Here is a 21,493-nt window from a genome sequence, read left to right on the forward strand (position 1 = left end):
TTGATCTGTCAGCGGAGGTTGATCAGGTGTGGCTGAGCCTCGAAAGCAGTTCCGCGTCGCGTGCCGTGCGCGTGCGACCGAGCAACACACTCGCGAGAACGGCGCTGATCACCGCAGCGGTGAGGCTCACGACCCAGATCCAGCCGCCGTCGAACTTCCAGCCGACCCAGGTGAGTGCGGCCCAGGCCACGGCTGCGGCGATCGCTCCGACCGCCGGGACGAGCAGCGCACCGTGCGTGTCACGCCTCGGGACGCTGTAGCGCGAAGCGATACCGAGAATGGCACCGCCGAGCACTACGAACAGCAGCTCCATTGGTTAGGAGACGAAACCGACGCGACGGGACTCTTCCGACCCGATTTCGAGGTAGCCGAAGGTAGCGAGGGGAACGACATAGACGTTGCCCTTTTGGTCGACGAGCTTGAAGAACTTGGCTTCTGAGGTGAGGGCCGAGGTGACGACACCCTCGACATCCGCCGCTGATTGCGACGACTCAAGACTGATTTCGCGGGGGCTGTTGGTGATGCCGATTCGTATGTCCACGTGCTCAGGCTACGACAGTTGTCGCAGGACAAATCTCCCCGTTCTCTTTGGGCGCAACGAACCGACGGCGCGGCAGTGATGTCACCCGGTCGCGCTACGGTGGGGCGATGGCGATCACAGGGTTTCGACGGGGTGAAACACCGTCATCCCGGCGGGGTCCGTTTCTCCCCGGTGTGGCTGTGCTCGATGGTGTGGCTGTGCTCGATGGTGTGGCTGTGCTCGATGCATCCCAACGTGCTGTGCTCGACCTGACGGATGGATCGTCTGCGGCAGTGATCGGCGCGCCGGGGTCGGGCAAGACTGCGACCCTCGTCGAGCTCGTGGCTCACCGCGTTGAGCGGCGCGGTTATTCTGCGGAAGACCTGCTCGTGCTCACCTCTTCCCGCACGACGGCGACCCGGCTGCGAGACATCCTGGCCCTGAGACTCGGGCTGCCGACGAACGGTCCGATCGCTCGCACCATCAACTCCCTCGCCTTCGAGATCGTCGGCAACGCCGCCCGCACCGCCGGTGTGGACGCACCGCGGCTTGCGACCGGTGGTGACCAAGACAGCGATATCGCCCAACTCATCGACGGTCAGCTGGAGGACGGAGCGGGCCCGGATTGGCCCAAACAGCTCGGACCCCCGGTGCGGCGGCTCCGCGGATTCCGCACCGAGCTGCGCGAACTGCTCGGGCGTTCCACCGAATACGGCGTGCCGCCCGATCGTCTGCGCGCCCTGGGGAGGGAGCGCGACCGGCCGGAATGGGTCGCCGCAGCCGACTTCATCGCCGACTACTTCGCCGTGGTGAGCAGTTCCCGCTCCAACCAGCTCGACTCGACCGAGCTCGTGCAGTTCGCGATCGCCGCACTGCGGCGAGGAGAGGGTGGCGCCTCCGTCGATCGACTGCGCCTCGTGATCGTCGACGACCTGCAGGAGGCCACCCGATCGACGATTGGCCTCCTCGCTGCTCTCGCCGCCCGGGGAGTGTCGGTGATCGCCCTGGGAGACCCGGATGTTGCGGCCAACGCCTTCCGTGGGGGTGAGCCCGACGCGCTCGCCCGTCTCGGGACGTTGCTCGACGTGTCCGATTTCACCACCCTGACCCTGTCAACGGTGCATCGGCAGGGGCAGACCCTGCGCGAGTTCACCCGGCGCACCACGGAACGCATCGGTACAGCCGGGGTGTTCGGGCACCGCGAAGCCCAGGCTGCCGTGTTGGCTACCGCTGTGCCGGCTACTGCCGTGTTGGCTACTGCTCCCGTGCCAGCTACTACTGCTGTGCCGACGATATTCCCGATCGTCAAGATCCTGGCCGAATCTCCCGCGCGCCAATGGGCGGCGATCGCGCGCCAGCTGCGTGAACGTCACCTGCTCTCCGGCATCGCCTGGAATCGGATGGCTGTGATCGTGCGGAGCGGATCGCTGGTGCCCCAGATCGCGCGGGCTCTTGCTCTCGCCGAAGTTCCGACCCGCACCTCGGTCGGCGGCCGGGCGCTGCGCGATGACCATGCTGCCCGCGGACTCCTCACCGTGGTGGATGTCGGGGTCGGCCGCACCGCGCTCGACCCGGCGATCGCCTCAGACCTGCTTCTCGGACCATTCGGCGGTCTCGACAAGCTCGCGGTGCGCCGCCTGAGGCTCGCCCTACGAGCGGAGGAGCTGGCCGGTGGGGGCACCCGATCCAGTGAGGAGCTGCTCGTGGAAGCCCTCGCGGCGCCCGGTCGATTCGCCACCATCGACCATCGTGTCGGGCGCAACGCGGATCGACTAGCCAGCACCCTTGGCGCCATCGGGGTTGCCAGCGTGCAGGGCGCGACCATCGAGGAACTGCTCTGGCTGGCCTGGGATCGCAGCGGTCTCGCCCCGGAGTGGTTTTCCCGCGCGACCAGTGCCGGGATCGCCGCCGACGAGGCCAATCGCGATCTCGACGGTGTGGTGGCACTTTTCACAGCGGCGAAGCGATTCGTCGAACGTCGGCCCGGTACCGCGGCGCGGGTCTTTCTCGACGGGGTGCTCGACGCCGAAGTGCCGGAAGACACTCTCTCCCCGCAGTCGCTCGGTGACGCGGTGCTCGTCACCACTGTCTCCGGAACGGTGGGACTGGAGTTCGAGATCGTGGTCATCGCCGCGCTGCAAGACGGTGTCTGGCCGAACCTGCGCTTGCGCGGGTCACTGCTTTATCCGCACGAGCTCGTTCGGGTGATGACCGGTCTCGGTGACGTGCCTATCGATGAGCGACGACAGGTGCGTGACGACGAATTGCGGATGTTCGCACTCGCCGTGTCCCGCGCACGACAGCAGGTCATCCTCGCTGCGGTCGACAATGAAGACGAGTCGGCGAGTGTGCTCTTCTCGCTTGCACCGGCGGACACACCGGTGCTTGATACGGCTGCGCTGAAACCCCTGTCACTCCGGGCGCTCACCGGCCGGCTGCGGCGGGAGCTCGCGCAGCAGAGGCGCACAGTGGGCGAGCGCGCGGCCGCTGCATCGGCTCTCGTGCGGTTGGCACGCGAGCGCATCCCGGGGGCCGATCCGGAGGACTGGCACGGGCTCCTCGACGTCTCGACCAGCGAACCCGTATTTGCGGACGACGAGCAGGTGCCGGTCTCACCGTCGCGGCTCGAGGCCTTCGAGGACTCCCCGGTGGACTGGTTCATCGATTCGGTCTCCGGCACGAAATCAAGCACCGCGATGGGTCTCGGGACCATCGTGCACTGGGCGATGGAGACGGCAACCGATTCGACTGTCGATGGGGTCTGGAGTGCGATCGAGGCCCGCTGGAATGAACTCGCATTCGAGACACCCTGGCTCGCTGAGCAGCAGAAACGCGCGGCACGGGCGTTGGCCGCCGGGGTGGCTGAATACCTTGCCGATTTTGCTCGGCAGGGCACGACTCTCATCGGTGCAGAGAGCCGATTCACCATCGATATCGACCGGGCGACCGTAAATGGGTCGATCGACCGGGTGGAGCGGTCGGCCGACGGCTCGGTGACCATCGTCGATCTCAAGACGGGCTCTCCGATCGTGACACAAGCCACAATCGACGCGCATCCGCAGCTCGGTATCTACCAGCTCGCCTACGTGCAGGGTGTTCTCGATGAATTTCTCGAGGAGCTCGGAGAGCATCGGGCGGGTGGAGCGAAGCTGCTTTTCGTGAAAAAGGGAATACGCGGCAAGCTGTATCGCGAGGGCATCCAGGCGCCGCTCGACGGGGAGCAACTCGAGGGATTCCGCACCCGGATCCGCCAAGCGGCGATCGGCATGGCCGCGGCTGCCTTTGATGGTGCACTCGATCTCGACGCTTGGGGATCCTTCGATGTCGGCACCAAGAAGCTCCACCGGGTGAGGTCGGTGGCCAGTGACTGAGGCAGCGCGTGTGCCAGCACACGAGAGTGTTTCCGCCAACGACAGTGTTTCCGCCAACGATATTGCCGATGCTTTGGCCCGCCCCCGTCCAACCGCCCAGCAGCGCAGAGTGATCGAGTCGCCGCTTTCGCCAGGGCTCGTTGTCGCAGGTGCGGGCAGTGGCAAGACCGAGACCATGGCGAACCGAGTGCTGTGGCTGCTTGCCAATGGCAGGGTCGCTGCGGGGCAGATTCTCGGCCTCACTTTCACCCGCAAGGCAGCGGGGGAGCTCTCCGCACGCATTCGGCATCGCATCGACCAGTTGCATCAGGCCGGTCTCCTCGCAGAGGACTACGACGAATTCGATCCGCCAACCGTGGCGACCTACAACGCCTTCTCGAATCGCATCTACCGTGACAACGCAATTCTGCTCGGCCGGGAGAGCGACGGTCCCGTTCTTGGCGAGGCATCCGCCTGGCAGCTCGCCCGCACCATCGTGATCGGCTCGACGGATGACCGATTGCCGGGTCTCGGCAAGAGCGTCGACTCGGTGACGAAGGCGGTGCTCACTCTCGCTCACTCGATGAGCGAGAACCTGGTGGACCCGGCGGATGTCACGACCTTTGCCTCCCGATTCTCTGCGCTCGTCGAGCTGCCGCCGGGTGGACGCGGAGCCTACGAGGAGGTCGCGAGCCTCGCCACTACCGTCGGGGCGCTGCCGGTGCTACTCGACCTCGTCGCCCGTTTTGATGAAGCGAAGGTGCGACGGGGTTTCGTCGAGTACTCCGACCAGGTCTCTCTCGCTCTCACTATCGTGCGTGAGGTGCCACGGGTCGCCGATGAACTCCGCGAGCAATACCGGGTGGTGTTGCTCGACGAATACCAAGACACGAGTGTGGTGCAGACGCTTCTGCTTTCCGAGCTCTTTGCCGGACTGCCGGTGATGGCGGTGGGAGACCCCAACCAGTCGATCTACGGCTGGCGGGGAGCGAGTGCCGCCAACCTCGACGGCTTCGCCCGACAGTTCGGCGCCGAGCCTGACGGGCAATTCGCGCTCACGACGTCCTGGCGCAATGGGCACGATATTCTCGCGGTCGCCAACGCGATCGTTCAGCCGTTTCGTGCTGGCCCCGGTGCGGCAGCGGGGAGTGCTGTTGTCGACCGGCTCGAGGCTGGACCGACGGCATCGGCCGTGCCGGTGAGGGTCATCGTGGAGGAGACGCTTGCCGAAGAGGCTGAAGCCGCCGCGCACTGGCTCAAAGATCGACTGGCGGTGCCAACCGGAGAGACTCCACCGACGGCAGCGATGCTGTTTCGTGCCCGCAAGACGCAGGGTGCGTTCATCGACGCACTGCGTCGCAACGGCGTGAAGTTTCATGTTCTCGGGCTCGGCGGTCTCATGGCCGAGCCCGAGATCGCGGACCTGGTCTCGGCCCTCGCGGTCGTGAACGATCCCACCGCCGGGTCGGAGCTGGTGCGGCTGCTTTCCGGATCGCGCTGGCGAATCGGTGCGAAAGATCTACACGGCCTCGGCCGAGTCGCCTCCTGGCTGCGGGATCGGGACTACGCGCAGCGCACCCTCGACGACACGGTGAAGGAGGCGCTGCGGGCATCCGTCGCCGAGGCCGAGGGCGGGTCGATCGTCGACGCACTCGATTTTGTTGCGACCGCGCGGCCGGGCCACAGCCAGCTCGAGCGATTCAGCGACGTGGGGCGTGAACGCCTTCGGGATGCCGGTCGAACCTTTGCCAGGCTTCGGGCGCGAGCGGGCCTCGACCTGCTCGATTTCGTGACCTTCGTCGAACAAGACCTGCTGCTCGACATCGAGGTTGCAGCGAACGAGACGCGCTCCCTCGGGGCGGCCACAATGGAGGCATTCTTTGACGCGCTCGGCGGTTACCTCGCCGTGGACGATGCGGCCAGTCTCGGTGGTTTCCTGGCCTGGCTGCGGGAGGCTGAATGGCGCGATAATCTTTCGCCCCGCCCGGAGGATCCGGAGCCGGGAACGGTTCAGCTGCTCACCATCCATGGCTCAAAAGGGCTCGAATGGGATCTTGTGGTGGTGCCGCGACTCGTCGAGGGCGAGCTGCCGGGCACTCCCCGCGAGGGATCGAACGGATGGCTGAGCTTCGGAGCCCTGCCCTACGATTTTCGCGGTGATGCCGCTGAACTTCCTCTCTTCGACTGGACGACGGCGACCACGCGCAAAGAGCTTCTCGAGTGTCGCACCCGGTTTACGGCCCAGGTGCGTGCACGTCACGACGCCGAGGAACGCCGCCTGGCCTACGTTGCCGTTACGCGCGCGCGTCATTGCCTCCTGCTTACAGCATCATTCTGGGCGACCCAGTCCAGCCCGCGTCAACCGGGCGCATTCTTGCGTGAACTCGAGAGCGGGGGAGTGATCGGAGCACTGCCGCGTGCGAGCGAGCATGACGATAATCCGCTTGGCGGGGAGGCGAATCTGTTTCGCTGGCCGCTGGATCCACTCGGCGGACGCCGTGCGGTGGTCGCAGCCGCCGCACGGCTGGTGCGCGAATCGACTCCGGGGGCGGAGGGCGCCTGGGCAGAAGAGCTCACCATGCTGCTGAGAGAGCGGCAGGCGCGCATCGACGCGGCGGGGGTTGTCGATCTGCCCACGAGAGTCTCGGCATCGCGTTTCAAGGACTTCGTGAGTAATCCAGCGGCGGTCGCGGCATCCCTGCGCCGTCCGATGCCGGAGCGGCCCTACCGTGCCACCCGGCTCGGCACGCTCTTCCACGAGTGGGTCGAGCAGCGCTACGGCATCCACGGCACCGCTGAGGAGCTGGATGCTGTCGCGGTCGAGCTGGACGGTCGGGAGAGCTACGCCGGGGACAGCTACGCCGGGGATCGGGTGCCGAGCGACGCGGTCGACCCCGACGGACTCGCAGCGCTGAGAGCGACGTTCGAACGTTCCGAGTTCGCCACCCTCACACCGGAGGAGGTGGAGATCGAGATCCACCTCATCCTGGAGGGAGAGGTGATCGTGTGCAAGTTGGATGCGGTCTATCTCATTGACGGGCGCTACCGGGTCGTCGACTGGAAGACCGGGAAGGCGCCGAGGGATGCTGCGGATCTCGAGTCCAAGCAGCTCCAGCTCGCGCTCTACCGGCAGGCCTTCGCCGAATGGAAGCAGACCGATCCGCTTCTAATAGACGCGGTCTTCTATTACGTGACAGAAGATCGCGTCATCCGTCCCGAACGCATCTACGACCGTGACGAGCTCGTGGCACTCTGGCGCACGGTCGCCGGCTGAGTCGAGTGCCCGCTGAGTCGAGCGAAGCTTTAACCGAGGCCAAGTGGAATTCCCCGTCGCGTGCTACGAACGCTGGTCTCGATCGAGCATCGCGGTGACCTCATCCACGGCCATGACCGGCATGGTGTTGTGGCTGAGTGTCTGTTCGAGGTCATTGTGCACGGTGTCGACGAGGCCGTGCAGCATCTGCACCGCATCATCCACGATCTCGGTACTTCGCTCCTGCGTGCCGTGGAGCAACCATTTGGCGATTTCGAGTTCGGCGTACATCATCGCCCGCTGCTTCACCTGCCGGTCGCTTGATCCGCGGGCCTCGGTGTAGGCAACGAAGGCGGCGTCGGCAAGGTATTCGTTCTTCGCGCCAAGAAGCCAGTACAGGTCTCGGGCTGGGTCGCCGACGCTCAGTGAGGGCCAGCCGAGAACTCCGGTTATGTTGCCATCGGAGGCGAGGAATGAGTCGGCGGTGAGTCCCCCGTTAATCACGGTCGGCGCGAACTGCCACAGTTGGCTATCTTCGGTGGCCCTCTCCCAGCGACCGAGAAGTGCCGCCGGCACCAAGTTGGTCGCGCTTGCTCGGTCCATGATGGTAATCGTGGATCGCAGGATCTCCACCGGACTGAGAACCGGAAGTCCGGCATCCGCGACGAAGCTGGTGGGAAGTGTATGGATGGCCGCAATCGCCCGGCCGAGAGCCGGGGCAAGGGCGTGGGTGGCGGCGATCCCGGCGAGATTCACCGGCGATCCTGAGACAAAGTCATAGACGATTGCGCGGGTGCCGCCGATGGGCGTCTGGCCCGCATAGGTGGACACTGCGAACGGCAGGCGGGCACGTACTCCGGTACTGAGGGCGCGCAGCGAGACCAGGTCGGCTGACTGCTCGGCTTCGGCCCGTTCCGAGGTCGGAATCCTAATGATCCACTGATTTCCGTCGCGTGTAGTGAGCAGCGCAGACTCGAAATCACCGCGGGTAGCAGACCCGAAATCGCTGGCTGACGCGACATCGAGCCCGGCAACAGCGGAGGTGGCGAGCGCGGCTAGAGTGAAGTGGGATCTGGCCATGCCTCTCAGGGTAGGTCGTCCTTCCGCGGGCGGTGCCGAACGCCACGCCCTTCCCGCCCCTTCGATGATTGGTGCTTCGATGCCTACCGACGCTGCGTCGCAAAAACCTGCGATTCATCCCGATGCCTCGCCCGACTATCTGATGCCGCTGCCGATCTCGGCGTTACCGCTCTCCCGTCACGGGCTCGACCGCGACTATCTTTCACGCAGCGACCCCGATCTGTTCGAAACCCTTCGACACGATCCGCGGATGCGACAGCTCGTGCTCTGGAAGGGCAAGGCGCTGCTCGCTTCCGGTGGGACGCTCGATTTGCTTGCGAACGACGCCGAACTCAATCCCGAGCTCAGGCTGTATCTCGGCCGCACCGTCGGATCGGACTCACCGGGTGATCCCGTCATCGCCGTGATTGTGAGTGATGACACCGCTCGCTCCTTAGCGCCCGCGGATTCAGACCGGTGGGGCGACCTCAGGGCACTCGGCAACACCTTCAGCGATCGTGATGCGGGGCTGTTTACCGCCGCTCTCGCTCTCGCCAATTGGCACGACTCGCATCGTTTTTCTCCCCGTACCGGCATGGCGACCGTTGCCAACCAGGGCGGCTGGGTGCGCACCGATACAGAGAACGGACGCGAGGTATTCCCGCGCACGGACCCCGCCATCATCGTCGGAATTGTTGACGCCGAGGATCGCCTACTTCTCGGCCACAATGCGATGTGGCCGGCCGATCGCTTCTCCCTCCTCGCCGGCTTCGTCGAGCCCGGCGAGTCGCTCGAGAGCGCTGTGCTGCGCGAGGTGTTCGAGGAATCGGGCATCCGTGTCGTCGATCCCGTCTACCTCGGCTCGCAGCCGTGGCCGTTCCCGGCCTCGCTCATGCTCGGGTTCATGGCGCGGGTCGACCCGCGCATCACCTCGATCCTCACCCCGGACGGTGCGGAGATCCTCGAGCTGCGCTGGTTCAGCCGGGAGGAGCTAACCGCCGCCCTCGATGACATCGGCCTGCCAGGTCACACCTCGATCGCCCGGGCCATCATCGAGCACTGGTACGGCGGCCCCATCGCCGACCGTCGGCAGTGGTGATCTCCGCAGACTCGCTGCTCGAAGCCCTCGACGACGAGCAGCGCATCGCCGCGCAGACCCTGCTCGGGCCGCTCTGCATGCTCGCCGGCGCCGGCACCGGCAAGACACGGGCGATCACGCACCGCATCGCCTACGGGGTGGTCACCGGCGTCTATGCCCCGGATCGCGTGATGGCTCTCACCTTCACCTCGCGGGCGGCGGCGGAACTGCGCGGTCGTCTGAGGGAGCTCGGGGCAACGGGCGTGGCTGCACGAACCTTTCATGCCACCGCGCTGTCTCAACTCGGCCACTTCTGGCCGGAGGTGATCGGCGGGCAGATGCCCCGCCTCCTCGACAGCAAAGGCCGTGTGATCGCCCACGCCGCCGAGACACTGCGTCTCAAGCTGGACACCGCGACGCTGCGCGATCTCGCGGCGGAGATCGAGTGGCGCAAAGTGTCGCGCCTCACGCTCGACCAGTACGCGGCCGTCCTGCCACAGCGAACGCTTCCCTCGTCGCTGGATGCCGACAAGATGATCGCCATCCAGCGCGCCTACGAAACCGTGAAGGATGAGCGCCGACAGCTCGATTTCGAAGACGTGCTGCTTGCAACGGCCGGCATGATCGAGGCCGAACCGAGGGTTGCCCAGCAGGTGCGCGAGCAGTATCGCTTCTTCGTCGTCGACGAATATCAGGATGTCTCGCCGCTGCAGCAGGCGCTTCTCGACCTGTGGCTCGGTGACCGGCAGGATCTCTGTGTGGTCGGCGACGCGAGCCAGACCATCTACTCCTTCGCCGGAGCATCCGCGGACTTCCTGCTCGGATTTTCCACCCGATTTCGGGAGGCGGCGGTCATTCGCCTCGAGCAGAACTATCGCTCGAGCCCGCCCATCGTCGGCATGGCGAACCAGCTGATGCGTGGACAACCGGGAGCCCTGGCACTGAGATCCACGGCACGCACCCCGGTGGTCACAGCACACGCAGCCCCAACGGTGACGGGCTATCCGAGCGACGTCGCCGAAGCCAGGGCGATTGCGGCGCAGGTGGCCACAGCGATCGCAAGTGGAACTCGACCGCAGGATGTCGCCATCCTCTTTCGCATCAATGTGCAATCGGCGCCGCTCGAGGCGGCCCTCACCGATGCCGGGGTGAGTTTTCTGTTGCGTGGTGGCCCACGCTTTTTCGATCAGCAGGAGGTGAAGCAGGCCCTGATGATGCTGAAGGGCGCCGTCGTTGGGGCGATGCGGGAGCCGCTGTTCAAGACCGTGAGCGACGTGCTGCGTTCGCTCGGCTGGACCCAGAGCGCCCCGGAGGTGCGCGGGGCGGTTCGAGATCGCTGGGAATCCCTCAACGCGCTGATGGGGTTGGCCGAGGCATCCGCTGCAGGCACATCGCTCAAGGCATTCGTCGACGAGTTATTCGAGCGGGCGGCAAATCAGCACGAGCCGACCATGGCCGCGGTGACCCTTACGACCCTGCATTCGGCGAAGGGCCTTGAGTGGGACACGGTATTTCTGATCGGGCTGAGCGATGGCTATCTGCCGATCACGTACGCGAAGACGGAACGGGCTATCGAAGAGGAGAGACGCCTGCTCTACGTGGGCATCACGCGCGCGCGCCGGCAGCTCCACCTGTCCTGGACATCGAGACCATCGGGGCGGGGCCCTGAGCGCCGCCCGTCCCGCTTCCTCACTGGTCTTGCGTGAGTTCGGCGCGTCGTCGTGGAGAGCATCTTTGGCACGAGGCTGATCTGGGTCACTGTCGGCAGCAGCGCACTCGTCTTCCTCGCCGCCTTCGAGTCGTTGGCCGTGACGACGATCATGCCGCTGATCAGCCGCGATCTCGATGGCGCCACCCTCTACGCCCTCGCCTTTGCCGGCCCACTGTCGACAGCGGTCATCGGCATGGTGATTGCGGGCAACTGGTCTGATCGCTCGGGTCCGATCCTGCCGCTCTATCTTTCCATCGCGCTCTTCGCCTGCGGTCTTCTGGTCGCCGGGAGCGCATCGAACATGACGGTCTTCGTCGCTGGACGCCTCCTGCAGGGGCTGGGCAGTGGCGCGATGACTGTCGCCCTGTATGTCGTCGTCGCTCGGCTGTATCCGCCTGCTCTGATGCCACGGATCTTCGCCAGTTTCGCCGCGGCCTGGGTTGTGCCCTCCCTCATCGGTCCGTTCGTGGCTGGTTTCGTCGCCGAGCTGTGGAGCTGGCACTGGGTGTTTCTCGGGGTTGTTGTGCTCGTGATCGTGGCGACGGCCATGCTCACTCCGGCCACGCGGATGTTGCTGCTCCAGCCTCGTACCCGCAGCTCAACCCGGTGGAACCCGGGTCGCATCGTTTGGGCGCTGCTCGCGGCGGTGGCTGTGCTCGGAATCAATATCGCGGCGGAGACCGGTGGGGTCGCGGCTGTGCTCCTGCCGCTTGCAGCCTTGGCGGTTGCGGTTGTGGCAGTGCGGCCGCTGCTTCCGCGCGGCGCGCTGGTTTCGCGTCGGGGACTGCCGACCGTCATCCTGTTGCGTGGGCTCGCATCGGCCTCGTTCCTCGGGGCCGAGGTCTATCTGCCATATCTTCTGGTGCAGCAGTACAACTTCTCACCCACGTTCGCTGGCCTGGCGCTTACCGGATCCGCGCTTTCCTGGTCGGGCACATCGTGGCTTCAGGGGCATCTGGGCGAGCGCCTGCGCCCGGCCACCGGAATGAGTGTTGGCATGTGGCTCGTGCTCGCGGCGGTGGTCGTGGCCTGCGTCTCCGCAGCGCTCACTCTGCATCCGGCTGTCATCATCCTGGGCTGGGTGGTCGGTGGGGGCGGCATGGGTCTCGTCTATCCACGCACGAGTGTCATGACGCTCGCATTCTCCCGCCCGGCGGAGCAGGGTTTCAACAGCTCTGCGCTGTCCATCTCCGATTCGCTTGGGGCGGCCATCGCTCTCGCGCTCATCGGGGTCGTCTTCGGTGCGCTCACCCGTCTCGGTGCGGCCGGTGCGGCTGCTTCCGTGGCTTTCGCGGGCAGCTTCGGAATCGCCGTGCTGTTCGCGATCGTGGCGGTCTCCGTGGCGCGCCGAGTGGTGCCGCGTGCGGCTCAGGCCGTGAGCGAGGCGCAGCCGCAATCGGGATGACTCGGCCTCTCGCGCAGCATCCGTTGCCCGGTCGCCCCATCAATCTCCAGCGTCGATGCAGTGGATGGGGCTACGGGGAAGCCGACCGCCCTCAGGGACTCCGCTCGGTGCCGCATCCGCTCGGCGAGCACCAGGCGCACCGCAGCCGAGGCAACCTCCTGGGCTACGAGGGGTGTCTCGAGAGCGCTGCGCTGCTGCCAGAGTTGGGAGGCCATCGCCGGCCAGGCCGGATCACTGTCAGTGCGATGCCGTTCAAGACAGTACAGACACGGTCCGACCCCCGGCTGGATGATCGGCCCGATTCGCACGGTCTCGTCACCAAAAACTACCGCCAGGTGCGGAATATCGCGGCGCAACCACCTGCCGTGATCCTCGGGTTCGATCACAAAATGTGCCACAATCACCACGAACTCCGGGGATGCCTCCGGCTCGTCTGCGATGACGGCTACCCCGCTCGTGCCGAGCAGACGGCGAATCAGGTGTGCGGTCTCCCCGTCGCCTGTGACGACAACCGACGCCGGGATGAGCCGGGTCGCCGCCTGATCGGGCGTTGACTTGGGTGCTGACCTCGTCGCCAACTCGCTTGCCGATTCGAGGGCCGGTTCAAGTGCGCTCAGCAACGCGGTGAGTGCGTCGTCGTCAAGGCCAGCCGAGTTGCCGATCATCCGTGCGCCTGAGCTGCTCACGCCGGTGACGAGGGCGGCTATCACCAATTCATCGGCATGGGAAACCTCCTCGAGCACCACGCGGGGCCGATCCAGCCCAAACTGCAGGCTGTGGGGCGTGCGCCAGATGAGCGGGACGTGCGGATCGAGTCGAAGGACCATGCACGAAATGATGCGCTCCTCACGCATTCGACGTCGCGCGCTGTCCACAGGTCACCGCGAGACCGGGGTAAAACTGACCGGTCGAAACTGGTACCGGTGGTTAGCTCGGCCGGTCCCCGGTGCCGCCACCGTCTGCCTCGTGCGGTCGGTCGTCGCGGTCATCGTTGAGGAGGTCTTCGATGGCCTGGTCTATTTCGTCGGTTGCGGATTCCGGCTCGGACAGCCTCGCGATGAGCGCTACCGGATCGTCGATGTCCTCAGAACCGGGCAGCAGGTCGGGGTGCGACCAGAGCGAGTCACGCTTCTCGTCACCGAGTTCGTCGGTGATCTTCTGCCACATCACCGCCGCCTCTCTGAGGCGGCGTGGTCGCAACTCGAGCCCGACAAGAGTGGAGAATGCAGATTCAGCCGGGCCGCCGGCAGCGCGCCGACGACGCACAGTCTCGGCGATGGCGCTGGACTTCGGCAGGCGGGCTGTCGCCTGGGCGGTCACGACATCCACCCAGCCCTCAATGAGGGCGAGCACTGTTTCCAGCCGGGCGAGTGCGCTCAGTTGCGACTCCGACTTCGGCGGGATCAGTGCACCGCTCACCATCGCATTGCGCAATTCTTCCGGGTTGGACGGGTCAAAATCGGCCGCGAGCTGCTCGAGTCGATCGGTGTCGATACTGATGCCCTGGGCGAACTCGGTGATCGAGGTCATCAGCTGCAGGCGCAGCCACTTCGCATGACGGAACAGCCGGGCGTGGGCGAGTTCACGCACCGCGAGGTACAGCTGCACCTGGTCGAGCTCGATATCGAGCCCGGCGCCGAAGGCCGCGACGTTTTGCGGCAGAATCGCAGCCTGCTGTTCGGAATCGGCGACCGAGCCGACAGTGTTCATTCCGGCAGCTACCGACCCGAGCAACGGGATGCCGATGTCGCCGCCCGAGACAACCTCACCGGCGAGCTGGCCGACGACCTGCCCGAGTTGCATGGCGAAAAGGGTGCCGCCCACATTGCGCATCAGCTGGGACGCGCCCTCGATCATGTCCGACATCTCCTCCGGTGCCTGATCACGCAGCACCTGGGTGAGGGAGTTGGCAATGCTGAGCGCTACCGGCTCGGCGAGCTGGGTCCAGATCGGCATCGTTGCGGTGATCCACTCGGTGCGCGACATCAGCCGGGGGGTAGACGTCAATTCGCTCACATAAGTGGCCTCGTCAAGCCACAGAGCCGCAACGTGGAAAGCCTGTTCGAGGGCAGCGCGATCTGCCGGGGAAACCGCGACCGCATCCTTGGCTGCGAGTGTCTTCGCCTGCTCAAGCGCGAGATTCCAGTTGATGCCGTCACCACTTGACTGCATAGCGGTCTGCAGTTGAGCGATGAGGTTGCGAATCGTCTCCGGGTCGTCCGGTAAACCCGCAGCACCGGCGAGGCGGGCGGGATCGATGTCTCCCTTACCGGAGAGGAACTTGCTCAGCATTTCGCGGAACTCGTCGTCTGGGCTCTGAGCTGGATCTTCAGGCATGGCAACTACGCTAGCCGGTGCACATCGCACGCGGTGTGTGTATCGCGTTCATCACGTCAGGCTGCTCTGCGCCCGTGGCGAACAGTCGGAGAGAAAGGACCCTGGTGGCACTGTTCATCGATGACCAACACAACCGGGTGCGGTCACCATCCCGCCGTCGCATCACCATCCTGGGCTGGATTCTTCTCACCGTCGCGGTGTTCGGCACTCTCGCTTTCACTCTGGCGCCTGCGCCGTATGTGATCGAACAGCCGGGGCCCGTGTTCAACACTCTCGGCACGGTGGCCAACGGGAACAAGCAGGTGCCCATGATCGAGATTCCGGGGCAGAAGACCTATGCCACGAGCGGGGCCCTTGACATGCTCACGGTGAATATCGCGGGCAGTCGCGAGCAGCCTCCGAGCTGGTTCGATGTGGCGCAGGCGTATCTGGACTCGAGCAAGGCGCTGCTGCCGGTGGACGCCGTCTACCCGCTTGGCACATCGGTCGAACAGTCAAACGCCCAGGCTTCCGTCGACATGCAAAACTCCCAAAAGGATGCCGTAGCCGCGGCGCTCACTCACCTCGGCTACACACTGCCTGTTTCGCTCATCGTCGGCGGGTTGTCGCCGAAATCCCCATCGACGGGCGTGCTCGAACAGGGCGACACCATCATCAGTGTCAACGGACAGACCACCGGCAGCGTGCTCGGCTTGCGCGCAATCCTCGCCAAGACCGGTGCGGGGGTGCCGGTGAGTATCGCTATCGAACGCGGGGGAGTGTCGAGGACGGTCACAGTGACGCCGGAGCTCAGCGGCGGAGCGAATCCGGTTCCGATCGTTGGCATCTTCCCCGCCATCGTCTACAGCTATCCCTTCGACGTGAAGATCCAGCTCGAGAACGTGGGCGGACCGAGTGCCGGCCAGATGTTCGCCCTCGGGATCATCGACAAACTGACTCCGGGCAAGCTCAACGGAGGGGCGAGGGTAGCTGGTACCGGCACGATCGATGCCGAAGGAGTGGTGGGACAGATCGGGGGGATCCGCCAGAAGCTGTATGGAGCTCGAGCCGCCGGCGCCACCTGGTTCCTCGCTCCCTATGCCAACTGTGACGAGGTGACCGGGCACATCCCCAGCGGCATCACGGTTCTTGCGGTGAAAACACTCGATGACTCGCTTGCAGCACTCAAGGCAATTGCGTCGGGGGCGAGCACCAGTGGGTTGCTCGCCTGCCCGGTGCAGTGACGGGCGCGTCACCCTCCCAGACCGACCCCTTAAGATAGGCAGCACAGAATCCGCCACAAGCTTGGAGCAGTCTCGTGACGTCCACCCCCACTCAAGAACGCCGCCCTGCATCGCGATCGAGAGTTACCCTCCTGATCACCCTTGCCGCCGTGGCAGTTCTTGTCGTCATTTTCTTCATTTTTGCAAGCCTGTACACCGATTGGCTGTGGTTCGAGCAACTCGGGTTCCTCAAGGTGCTGACGACCCAGTGGGTGGCAAGCACGGTGCTGTTCTTCACCGGGTTCGTCGCCATGGCGGTGCCGGTGCTCGCCAGCATCGAAATCGCATTCCGCGGGCGACCGGTCTACGCGAAGCTGAACGCGCAGCTGGACCGCTACCAGCAGGTAATCGAACCACTTCGCCGCCTCGCGATGTGGGGAATCCCTGCGGTACTTGGACTCTTCGCCGGGGTCGCGAGCTCGTCGCGCTGGCAGTTGGTGCTCGCCTGGATGAACGGAGTGCCCAGCGGCAAGGTGGATCCGCAGTTCCAGCTGGACGTCTCGTTTTACCTGTTTGCGCTCCCGTTCTACCAGGCGGTTGCGGCCTTTGCGTCGGCAGTCGTGCTGATCTCGGCTATCGCTGCGATTGCGACAAGCTACCTCTACGGAGCGCTGCGCTTCAATGGCCGTGAGGTGCGGATCTCGCGCACCGCGCGCATCCAACTCGCGGTCACCGGTGCCGTCTACCTCGCGTTGCAAGCGGTGAGCATCTGGCTCGACCAGTACGCAACCCTCAGCACCAAGACCTCGAGCACCCTCTTCGAGGGCGCGTCCTTCGCAGACGCGACCGCAGTGATTCCCGGCCGCCAGATCCTCGCCGGGATCGCTGCCGTGGTCGCGATCCTGTTCGTCATCACCGCGGTTATCGGCCGCTGGCGTTTTCCCCTCATCGGCACGGCACTCCTTCTCGTGAGTGGTCTGCTCATCGGATCCGTCTATCCATTCATCGTGCAGAAGTTCCAGGTCGAGCCGAACGTGCGTGTTTTGGAGGCTCCGTACATCCAGCGCAATATCGATGCCACGAGGGATGCGTACGGCGTCGCCGATGTGAAGCAGGAAGCGTATTCCGCGAAGACGGATGCCCAGCAGGGCGCGCTGCGCGACGACGTAGACACCACTGCGTCGATCCGCATCATCGACCCCGCCATCGTCTCGCCCGCCTTTGCGCAGTTGCAGCGAATCAAGCAGTACTACCAGTTCAAGAAATATCTGGATGTCGACCGCTACATGATCGACGGCAAGTCGCAAGACACCGTCATTGCGGTGCGCGAGCTCAACCAGGCCAACACCAACGCCTCTCCCAGCTGGTACAACAACACCCTCGTTTACACCCACGGCTACGGTGTCGTCGCGGCCTACGGCAATCAGCGCTCGAGCGAGGGCCTGCCCGTGTTCCTCGAGTCGGGCATACCGGTGACCGGAGCTCTTGGCGAGTTCGAGCCGCGCATCTACTTCGGCGAGGAGTCACCAACATATTCGATCGTGGGCGGGCCTAAAGACGGCAAAAAGATCGAACTCGATTACCCAGCCGGTGACGCGAATTCCGACCAGAACGCTACCACGACCTTCTCGGGCGACGGTGGGCCCAAGCTCGACAACGTATTCAAGAAACTGATCTACGCCGTCAAGTTCCAGTCGGAGCAGATCTTCCTGTCTGGCGGTGTCAACAACGACTCGCAGGTGCTCTACACGAGAAACCCGGTGGACCGCATCCAGAAGGCGGCGCCGTACCTCACGCTGGACAGCGATCCATATCCCGCGGTCGTCGACGGCCGGGTGAAGTGGATTGTGGATGGCTACACGACCAGCGCGAACTACCCCTACTCGGCGATCCAGCAGCTCAGCAATGCGATCGCCGATTCCTACACGCCGGCTCCGCAATTGGCCTTCGATGACATCAACTACATTCGCAACTCGGTGAAGGCCACGGTCGATGCCTACAGCGGGAAAGTCACGCTCTACGCTTGGGATGAGACAGATCCGATCCTCAAGACCTGGCAGAAGATCTATCCGTCGACGGTAAAGCCCATCAGCGAAATTTCTTCCCAACTGATGAGTCACGTGCGTTACCCGGCCGATTTGTTCAAGGTGCAACGCGAGATCCTTGGTGCTTATCACGTGACCGATCCGAACACGTTCTACTCCTCATCCGACGCGTGGGTCACGCCGTCCGACCCGACTAAGACGGGCACTGCAGTGCCTCTCCAGCCGCCTTACTATCTGACGATGAAGGTTCCGGGTACGTCAGAACCGGCGTTCTCGATCTACTCCACCTATATTCCGAGTTCTCGGGGAGCTGGCACCAGCAGCATCCTTACCGGCTACCTGGCAGCGAATGCGGATGCCGGCTCGACCAAGGGTGTGGTCGCGAAGGGGTACGGCAAGCTCACCCTCCTCTCCCTGCCCAAACAGAACTCGGTGCCCGGTCCAGGCCAAGTGCAGAGCAACTTCAACACCGATACCGCGGTTGCTAATCAGCTTGCTCTGCTGCAGCGGGGTAACACCACCGTTGACCTCGGTAACCTGTTGACCGTGCCGGTCGGTGGCGGTCTGCTCTATGTGCAGCCGGTTTACGTCAAGTCGAATGCGGAGACGAGCTACCCGATCCTCCGCAAGGTCCTGGTGTCGTTCGGTGACAAGGTGGCGTTCGAAGATACCCTCGATGCCGCCCTCAACTCGCTGTTCGGCGGCAACTCCGGTGCGAGTGCCGGTGACGGTGGCGTAGTGGTAACACCCGGAACTGGAACTGGAACAGGAACCGGAACCGGGACGCCCAGCACGGGCACCGGAGCGACAAGCGATGCGCTCAAGTCCGCCCTTGCCGATGTGCAGACCGCGCTGACCGCCCGTGCAACCGCGCTCAAGTCAGGCGACCTCGCGGCGTACGCGACCGCAGATGCGAATCTCGTAACCGCACTGAATAAGGTGTTCTCGGTCGAGAGGTAAACCGGTCTCCATCCCGTGGTAGTCTTATGAGGTGCCGCGGGGTGGAGCAGTTCGGTAGCTCGCTGGGCTCATAACCCAGAGGTCGCAGGTTCAAATCCTGTCCCCGCAACAGCGCATTACAGCGAAAGCATCACGCAGAAGGCCCGAAGCCACCTAGGTTCCGGGCCTTTTGCTATGGGGGTTTCGACACTGAGGATTTCGACACTGGGGTGTGCAAGTGGCGCTTCCTCTGCCATGCGCGATCCAGAGCAGGTGCAGCGTACCGCCGGGTGAGCGGCTATTGCGCAGGAGGACGCGACTGCATCGATCGAGACAGAGCCGCCAACTCTCCACGTGATCGAGCTCCCGCCTTTGCGAGTAGGTTTGACACGTGAAATTTCACCGTGTTTTCACTTATCGCTAGTTCGACGGCAATCTCCCTATTTCTCGCACCGGATGACACCAGCGAGAGCACCTCGCGCTCTCGTCGTGACAGTTCGACCGTGTCTGCGAGGGGCTGCGGTTCGACCGGGGGATCCAGCGGGAGGCGGATCTCGAGGGACGAACCCCAGCCAGCTACCGCAGAGACGGCCAGTTCCCCGTTGAGCGACGCTACCCGTTCGGCGATCGGGCGCAGGGCGTCGTCATGCACGGTGAGCTCGCCCTGGCCGTCATCCCGGATGCCGATGAGCAGGTTGAATCCATCACAATCCCATTGGATCCGAACGCGTTGGGACTGCCCGGTGTCGACAAATGCCAGAACTGCACTGCGCACAATGGCACGCGCGGCGTGAGCGACCTCCCCGGGCAGAGCACGCCCGGTGGTCGGTGGTTCCACGAACTGCACGTCCAATTTCCCGAATCGCGCCAACGGCCGTAGATCGTTTCGGAGACGCGCGAAAGCCCCCACCACCGGTTCGAGGGTCGTGCTTCGCTGTTGGTCGGTGGCCATCCGTAATCCGACGAGCGCAGTGGTGGCGACATCGATCGCCATCATTCGCGCCGCTTTGTCCTCGAGCCGGGTTGATCGCAGCATCGCCAGGAGCGACTCCAAAGTGACCGCGTGACGGTCGGCCTGTTCGCCGATGGCACGCGCATGCTCAAGCGTCAGTGCTCGCGAGGCGGGGGACGGAAGCTGATCTTCTGACACCATGTAGCTAGCCTACCCACTCGCACACACCCATACTTTAGGGTAGGAAAGACTGCTGGATCGGATGGGGGCACCTCGGGCAGTGGGCGCGCAGGGTTGAGATATGGAAAAGGCAGATATCTCGGTTGAATCGTCTCTTGCTCGCATCAGCGCAGAGATCGACACCGTCATCGCACGCCTCGTAAACGGAGATACGGATGCGCTGGCACCGGTCCTCGATCTCATTGCGGCCGCACCACGTGTTTTCGTTCTCGGCGCAGGTCGATCGGGACTCGCACTGCGGATGACGGCGATGCGCCTCATGCACCTGGGGATCGAGGTGCATGTTGTCGGGGAAGTCACTACCCCCGCGATCGCGGAGCAGGATCTGCTTGTCACGGCGAGCGGCTCTGGCACCACCGCCGGGATCCTCCGAGCAGCCCAAACGGCGGCCGATGCGGGAGCGAAGGTCGCGGCGATCACCACTGCACCCGACTCGCCCCTCGCGCAACTGGCTACCGCAACCATCGTGGTTCCCGCGGCTACGAAGCTCGATCGCAGCGAGACGGCGTCGACCCAGTATTCCGGCAGTCTCTTCGAGCAGGTGGTCGTTGTGCTCGGCGACGCCCTCTTTGACGCCCTCTGGAAGCGCAGCGGACTCAGTGCTGACGAGCTCTGGCCGCGTCACGCCAACCTCGAGTAGCGACCCCGACCCCGAACGCTGCCCCTCTTCTTTCACACCACCCACCCGTAATGCAAAGGAACACAATGAAACTGCAATTCGCCATGGACACTCTCACCGTCGAAGCCGCGCTGGAGCTAGCCGCAGCCGCAGCACCAAACGTCGATATCCTCGAGCTGGGGACCCCGCTGATCAAGAGTGCCGGGCTTTCGGCCGTCACGGCGATCAAGGCTGCACATCCCGACAAGATCGTCTTTGCTGACCTGAAGACAATGGATGCCGGAGAGCTCGAGGCGGATAGCGCTTTCGCAGCCGGTGCCGACCTCGTGACCGTTCTCGGCGCCGCAGGGGACAGCACCATCATTGGCGCTGTCACGGCAGCGAAGAAGCACGGCAAAGGCATAGTCGTAGACCTCATCGGTGTCGCCGACAAGGCAGCCCGTGCGAAGCAGGTCGTAGCCCTCGGGGCCGAATTCGTCGAAATGCATGCCGGCCTCGACGAGCAGGCAGAGGAGGGCTTCACCTTCGCCACCCTGCTGCGAGACGGCGAAGCATCCGGAGTTCCATTCTCGGTGGCTGGCGGTATCACCGTGTCGACGATCGCCTCCGTGCAGCGGTCGGGAGCGTTGGTCGCCGTTGCCGGGGGTGCAATCTACGGTGCCCCGGATGTTGGCGCCGCTGCGGCCGCTCTTCGCGCGGCAATTATCTGATCCCGTTTGGACGCACGGGCGGAACCATGCGCCCGTGCGTCAGTCATGCGGTCGCACGTAAGGCCGCATGGCT

At 64.6% G+C, this 21,493-nt stretch carries 15 protein-coding genes and 1 tRNA gene; 10 read left to right on the forward strand and 6 right to left on the reverse strand.

Annotated elements, in window-relative coordinates; translation table 11 throughout:
* Positions 1 to 22: 22 nt before the first annotated feature.
* Entirely contained in the window at positions 23 to 313 is a 291-nt protein-coding gene (locus tag IWX88_RS05530) for a hypothetical protein (RefSeq protein ID WP_196828114.1), read from the reverse strand.
* A gap of 3 nt (positions 314 to 316) precedes the next feature.
* Positions 317 to 541: a DUF3107 domain-containing protein gene (locus tag IWX88_RS05535; RefSeq protein WP_196828116.1), complete on the reverse strand. Its 225-nt coding sequence runs from the start codon at positions 539 to 541 to the stop codon at positions 317 to 319.
* Positions 542 to 648: 107 nt separating this feature from the next.
* On the opposite strand from IWX88_RS05535, the gene IWX88_RS05540 reads away from it, so the two are divergent.
* Together IWX88_RS05540 and IWX88_RS05545 are read left to right on the forward strand one after the other, a co-directional pair.
* Positions 649 to 3,891, forward strand: coding sequence for an ATP-dependent DNA helicase (locus IWX88_RS05540; RefSeq protein ID WP_196828118.1), 3,243 nt, complete (start codon positions 649 to 651; stop codon positions 3,889 to 3,891).
* On the forward strand, positions 3,884 to 7,144 hold the full coding sequence (locus tag IWX88_RS05545; protein WP_370568190.1) for a UvrD-helicase domain-containing protein: 3,261 nt from the start codon (positions 3,884 to 3,886) through the stop codon (positions 7,142 to 7,144). Before IWX88_RS05540 ends, IWX88_RS05545 begins: the two co-directional genes overlap by 8 nt.
* A 63-nt stretch (positions 7,145 to 7,207) precedes the next feature.
* On the opposite strand, the gene IWX88_RS05550 is transcribed toward IWX88_RS05545, so the two are convergent.
* Complete coding sequence (locus IWX88_RS05550; RefSeq protein ID WP_196828120.1) at positions 7,208 to 8,203, reverse strand: phosphotransferase; 996 nt, start codon at positions 8,201 to 8,203, stop codon at positions 7,208 to 7,210.
* A gap of 79 nt (positions 8,204 to 8,282) precedes the next feature.
* Between IWX88_RS05550 and nudC the strand changes: the two genes are divergently transcribed.
* From nudC to IWX88_RS05565, 3 genes are read left to right on the forward strand one after another with little or no spacing between them, the layout of a single operon-like run.
* On the forward strand, positions 8,283 to 9,281 hold the full coding sequence (gene nudC, locus IWX88_RS05555; RefSeq protein ID WP_231368914.1) for an NAD(+) diphosphatase: 999 nt from the start codon (positions 8,283 to 8,285) through the stop codon (positions 9,279 to 9,281).
* Positions 9,275 to 10,966, forward strand: coding sequence for an ATP-dependent helicase (locus IWX88_RS05560; RefSeq protein WP_196828122.1), 1,692 nt, complete (start codon positions 9,275 to 9,277; stop codon positions 10,964 to 10,966). Before nudC ends, IWX88_RS05560 begins: the two co-directional genes overlap by 7 nt.
* Before the next feature lie 15 nt (positions 10,967 to 10,981).
* Positions 10,982 to 12,376 (forward strand): MFS transporter, encoded by a 1,395-nt coding sequence (locus IWX88_RS05565; RefSeq protein WP_370568191.1) that lies wholly within the window; start codon positions 10,982 to 10,984, stop codon positions 12,374 to 12,376.
* Here the strand turns inward: IWX88_RS05565 and IWX88_RS05570 are convergent.
* Both IWX88_RS05570 and IWX88_RS05575 read right to left on the reverse strand, forming a co-directional pair.
* Entirely contained in the window at positions 12,340 to 13,203 is an 864-nt protein-coding gene (locus tag IWX88_RS05570) for a hypothetical protein (RefSeq protein WP_196828124.1), read from the reverse strand. The genes IWX88_RS05565 and IWX88_RS05570 overlap by 37 nt on opposite strands.
* A 100-nt stretch (positions 13,204 to 13,303) precedes the next feature.
* Positions 13,304 to 14,713: a zinc-dependent metalloprotease gene (locus IWX88_RS05575; protein WP_196828126.1), complete on the reverse strand. Its 1,410-nt coding sequence runs from the start codon at positions 14,711 to 14,713 to the stop codon at positions 13,304 to 13,306.
* Between the two features lie 104 nt (positions 14,714 to 14,817).
* On the opposite strand from IWX88_RS05575, the gene IWX88_RS05580 reads away from it, so the two are divergent.
* The 3 genes from IWX88_RS05580 to IWX88_RS05590 all read left to right on the forward strand — a co-directional run bounded on the left by IWX88_RS05580 (position 14,818) and on the right by IWX88_RS05590 (position 19,029).
* Positions 14,818 to 15,936 (forward strand): PDZ domain-containing protein, encoded by a 1,119-nt coding sequence (locus IWX88_RS05580; protein ID WP_370568192.1) that lies wholly within the window; start codon positions 14,818 to 14,820, stop codon positions 15,934 to 15,936.
* 74 nt (positions 15,937 to 16,010) lie between these two features.
* Complete coding sequence (locus IWX88_RS05585) at positions 16,011 to 18,920, forward strand: UPF0182 family protein (RefSeq protein ID WP_370568193.1); 2,910 nt, start codon at positions 16,011 to 16,013, stop codon at positions 18,918 to 18,920.
* Between the two features lie 35 nt (positions 18,921 to 18,955).
* A tRNA-Met gene (locus tag IWX88_RS05590) sits at positions 18,956 to 19,029 on the forward strand.
* Between the two features lie 168 nt (positions 19,030 to 19,197).
* Here IWX88_RS05590 and IWX88_RS14015 read toward each other — a convergent pair.
* Positions 19,198 to 20,052 (reverse strand): LuxR C-terminal-related transcriptional regulator, encoded by an 855-nt coding sequence (locus IWX88_RS14015; protein WP_196828128.1) that lies wholly within the window; start codon positions 20,050 to 20,052, stop codon positions 19,198 to 19,200.
* Between the two features lie 100 nt (positions 20,053 to 20,152).
* On the opposite strand from IWX88_RS14015, the gene hxlB reads away from it, so the two are divergent.
* Both hxlB and hxlA read left to right on the forward strand, forming a co-directional pair.
* Positions 20,153 to 20,731, forward strand: a complete 579-nt coding sequence (gene hxlB / locus IWX88_RS05600; RefSeq protein WP_196828130.1) for a 6-phospho-3-hexuloisomerase — start codon at positions 20,153 to 20,155, stop codon at positions 20,729 to 20,731.
* A gap of 65 nt (positions 20,732 to 20,796) precedes the next feature.
* On the forward strand, positions 20,797 to 21,420 hold the full coding sequence (gene hxlA, locus IWX88_RS05605; RefSeq protein ID WP_196828132.1) for a 3-hexulose-6-phosphate synthase: 624 nt from the start codon (positions 20,797 to 20,799) through the stop codon (positions 21,418 to 21,420).
* Positions 21,421 to 21,493: the final 73 nt, after the last annotated feature.

This window comes from Frigoribacterium sp. CG_9.8 (assembly GCF_015751965.1).
Classification (GTDB): Bacteria; Actinomycetota; Actinomycetes; order Actinomycetales; family Microbacteriaceae; genus Lacisediminihabitans.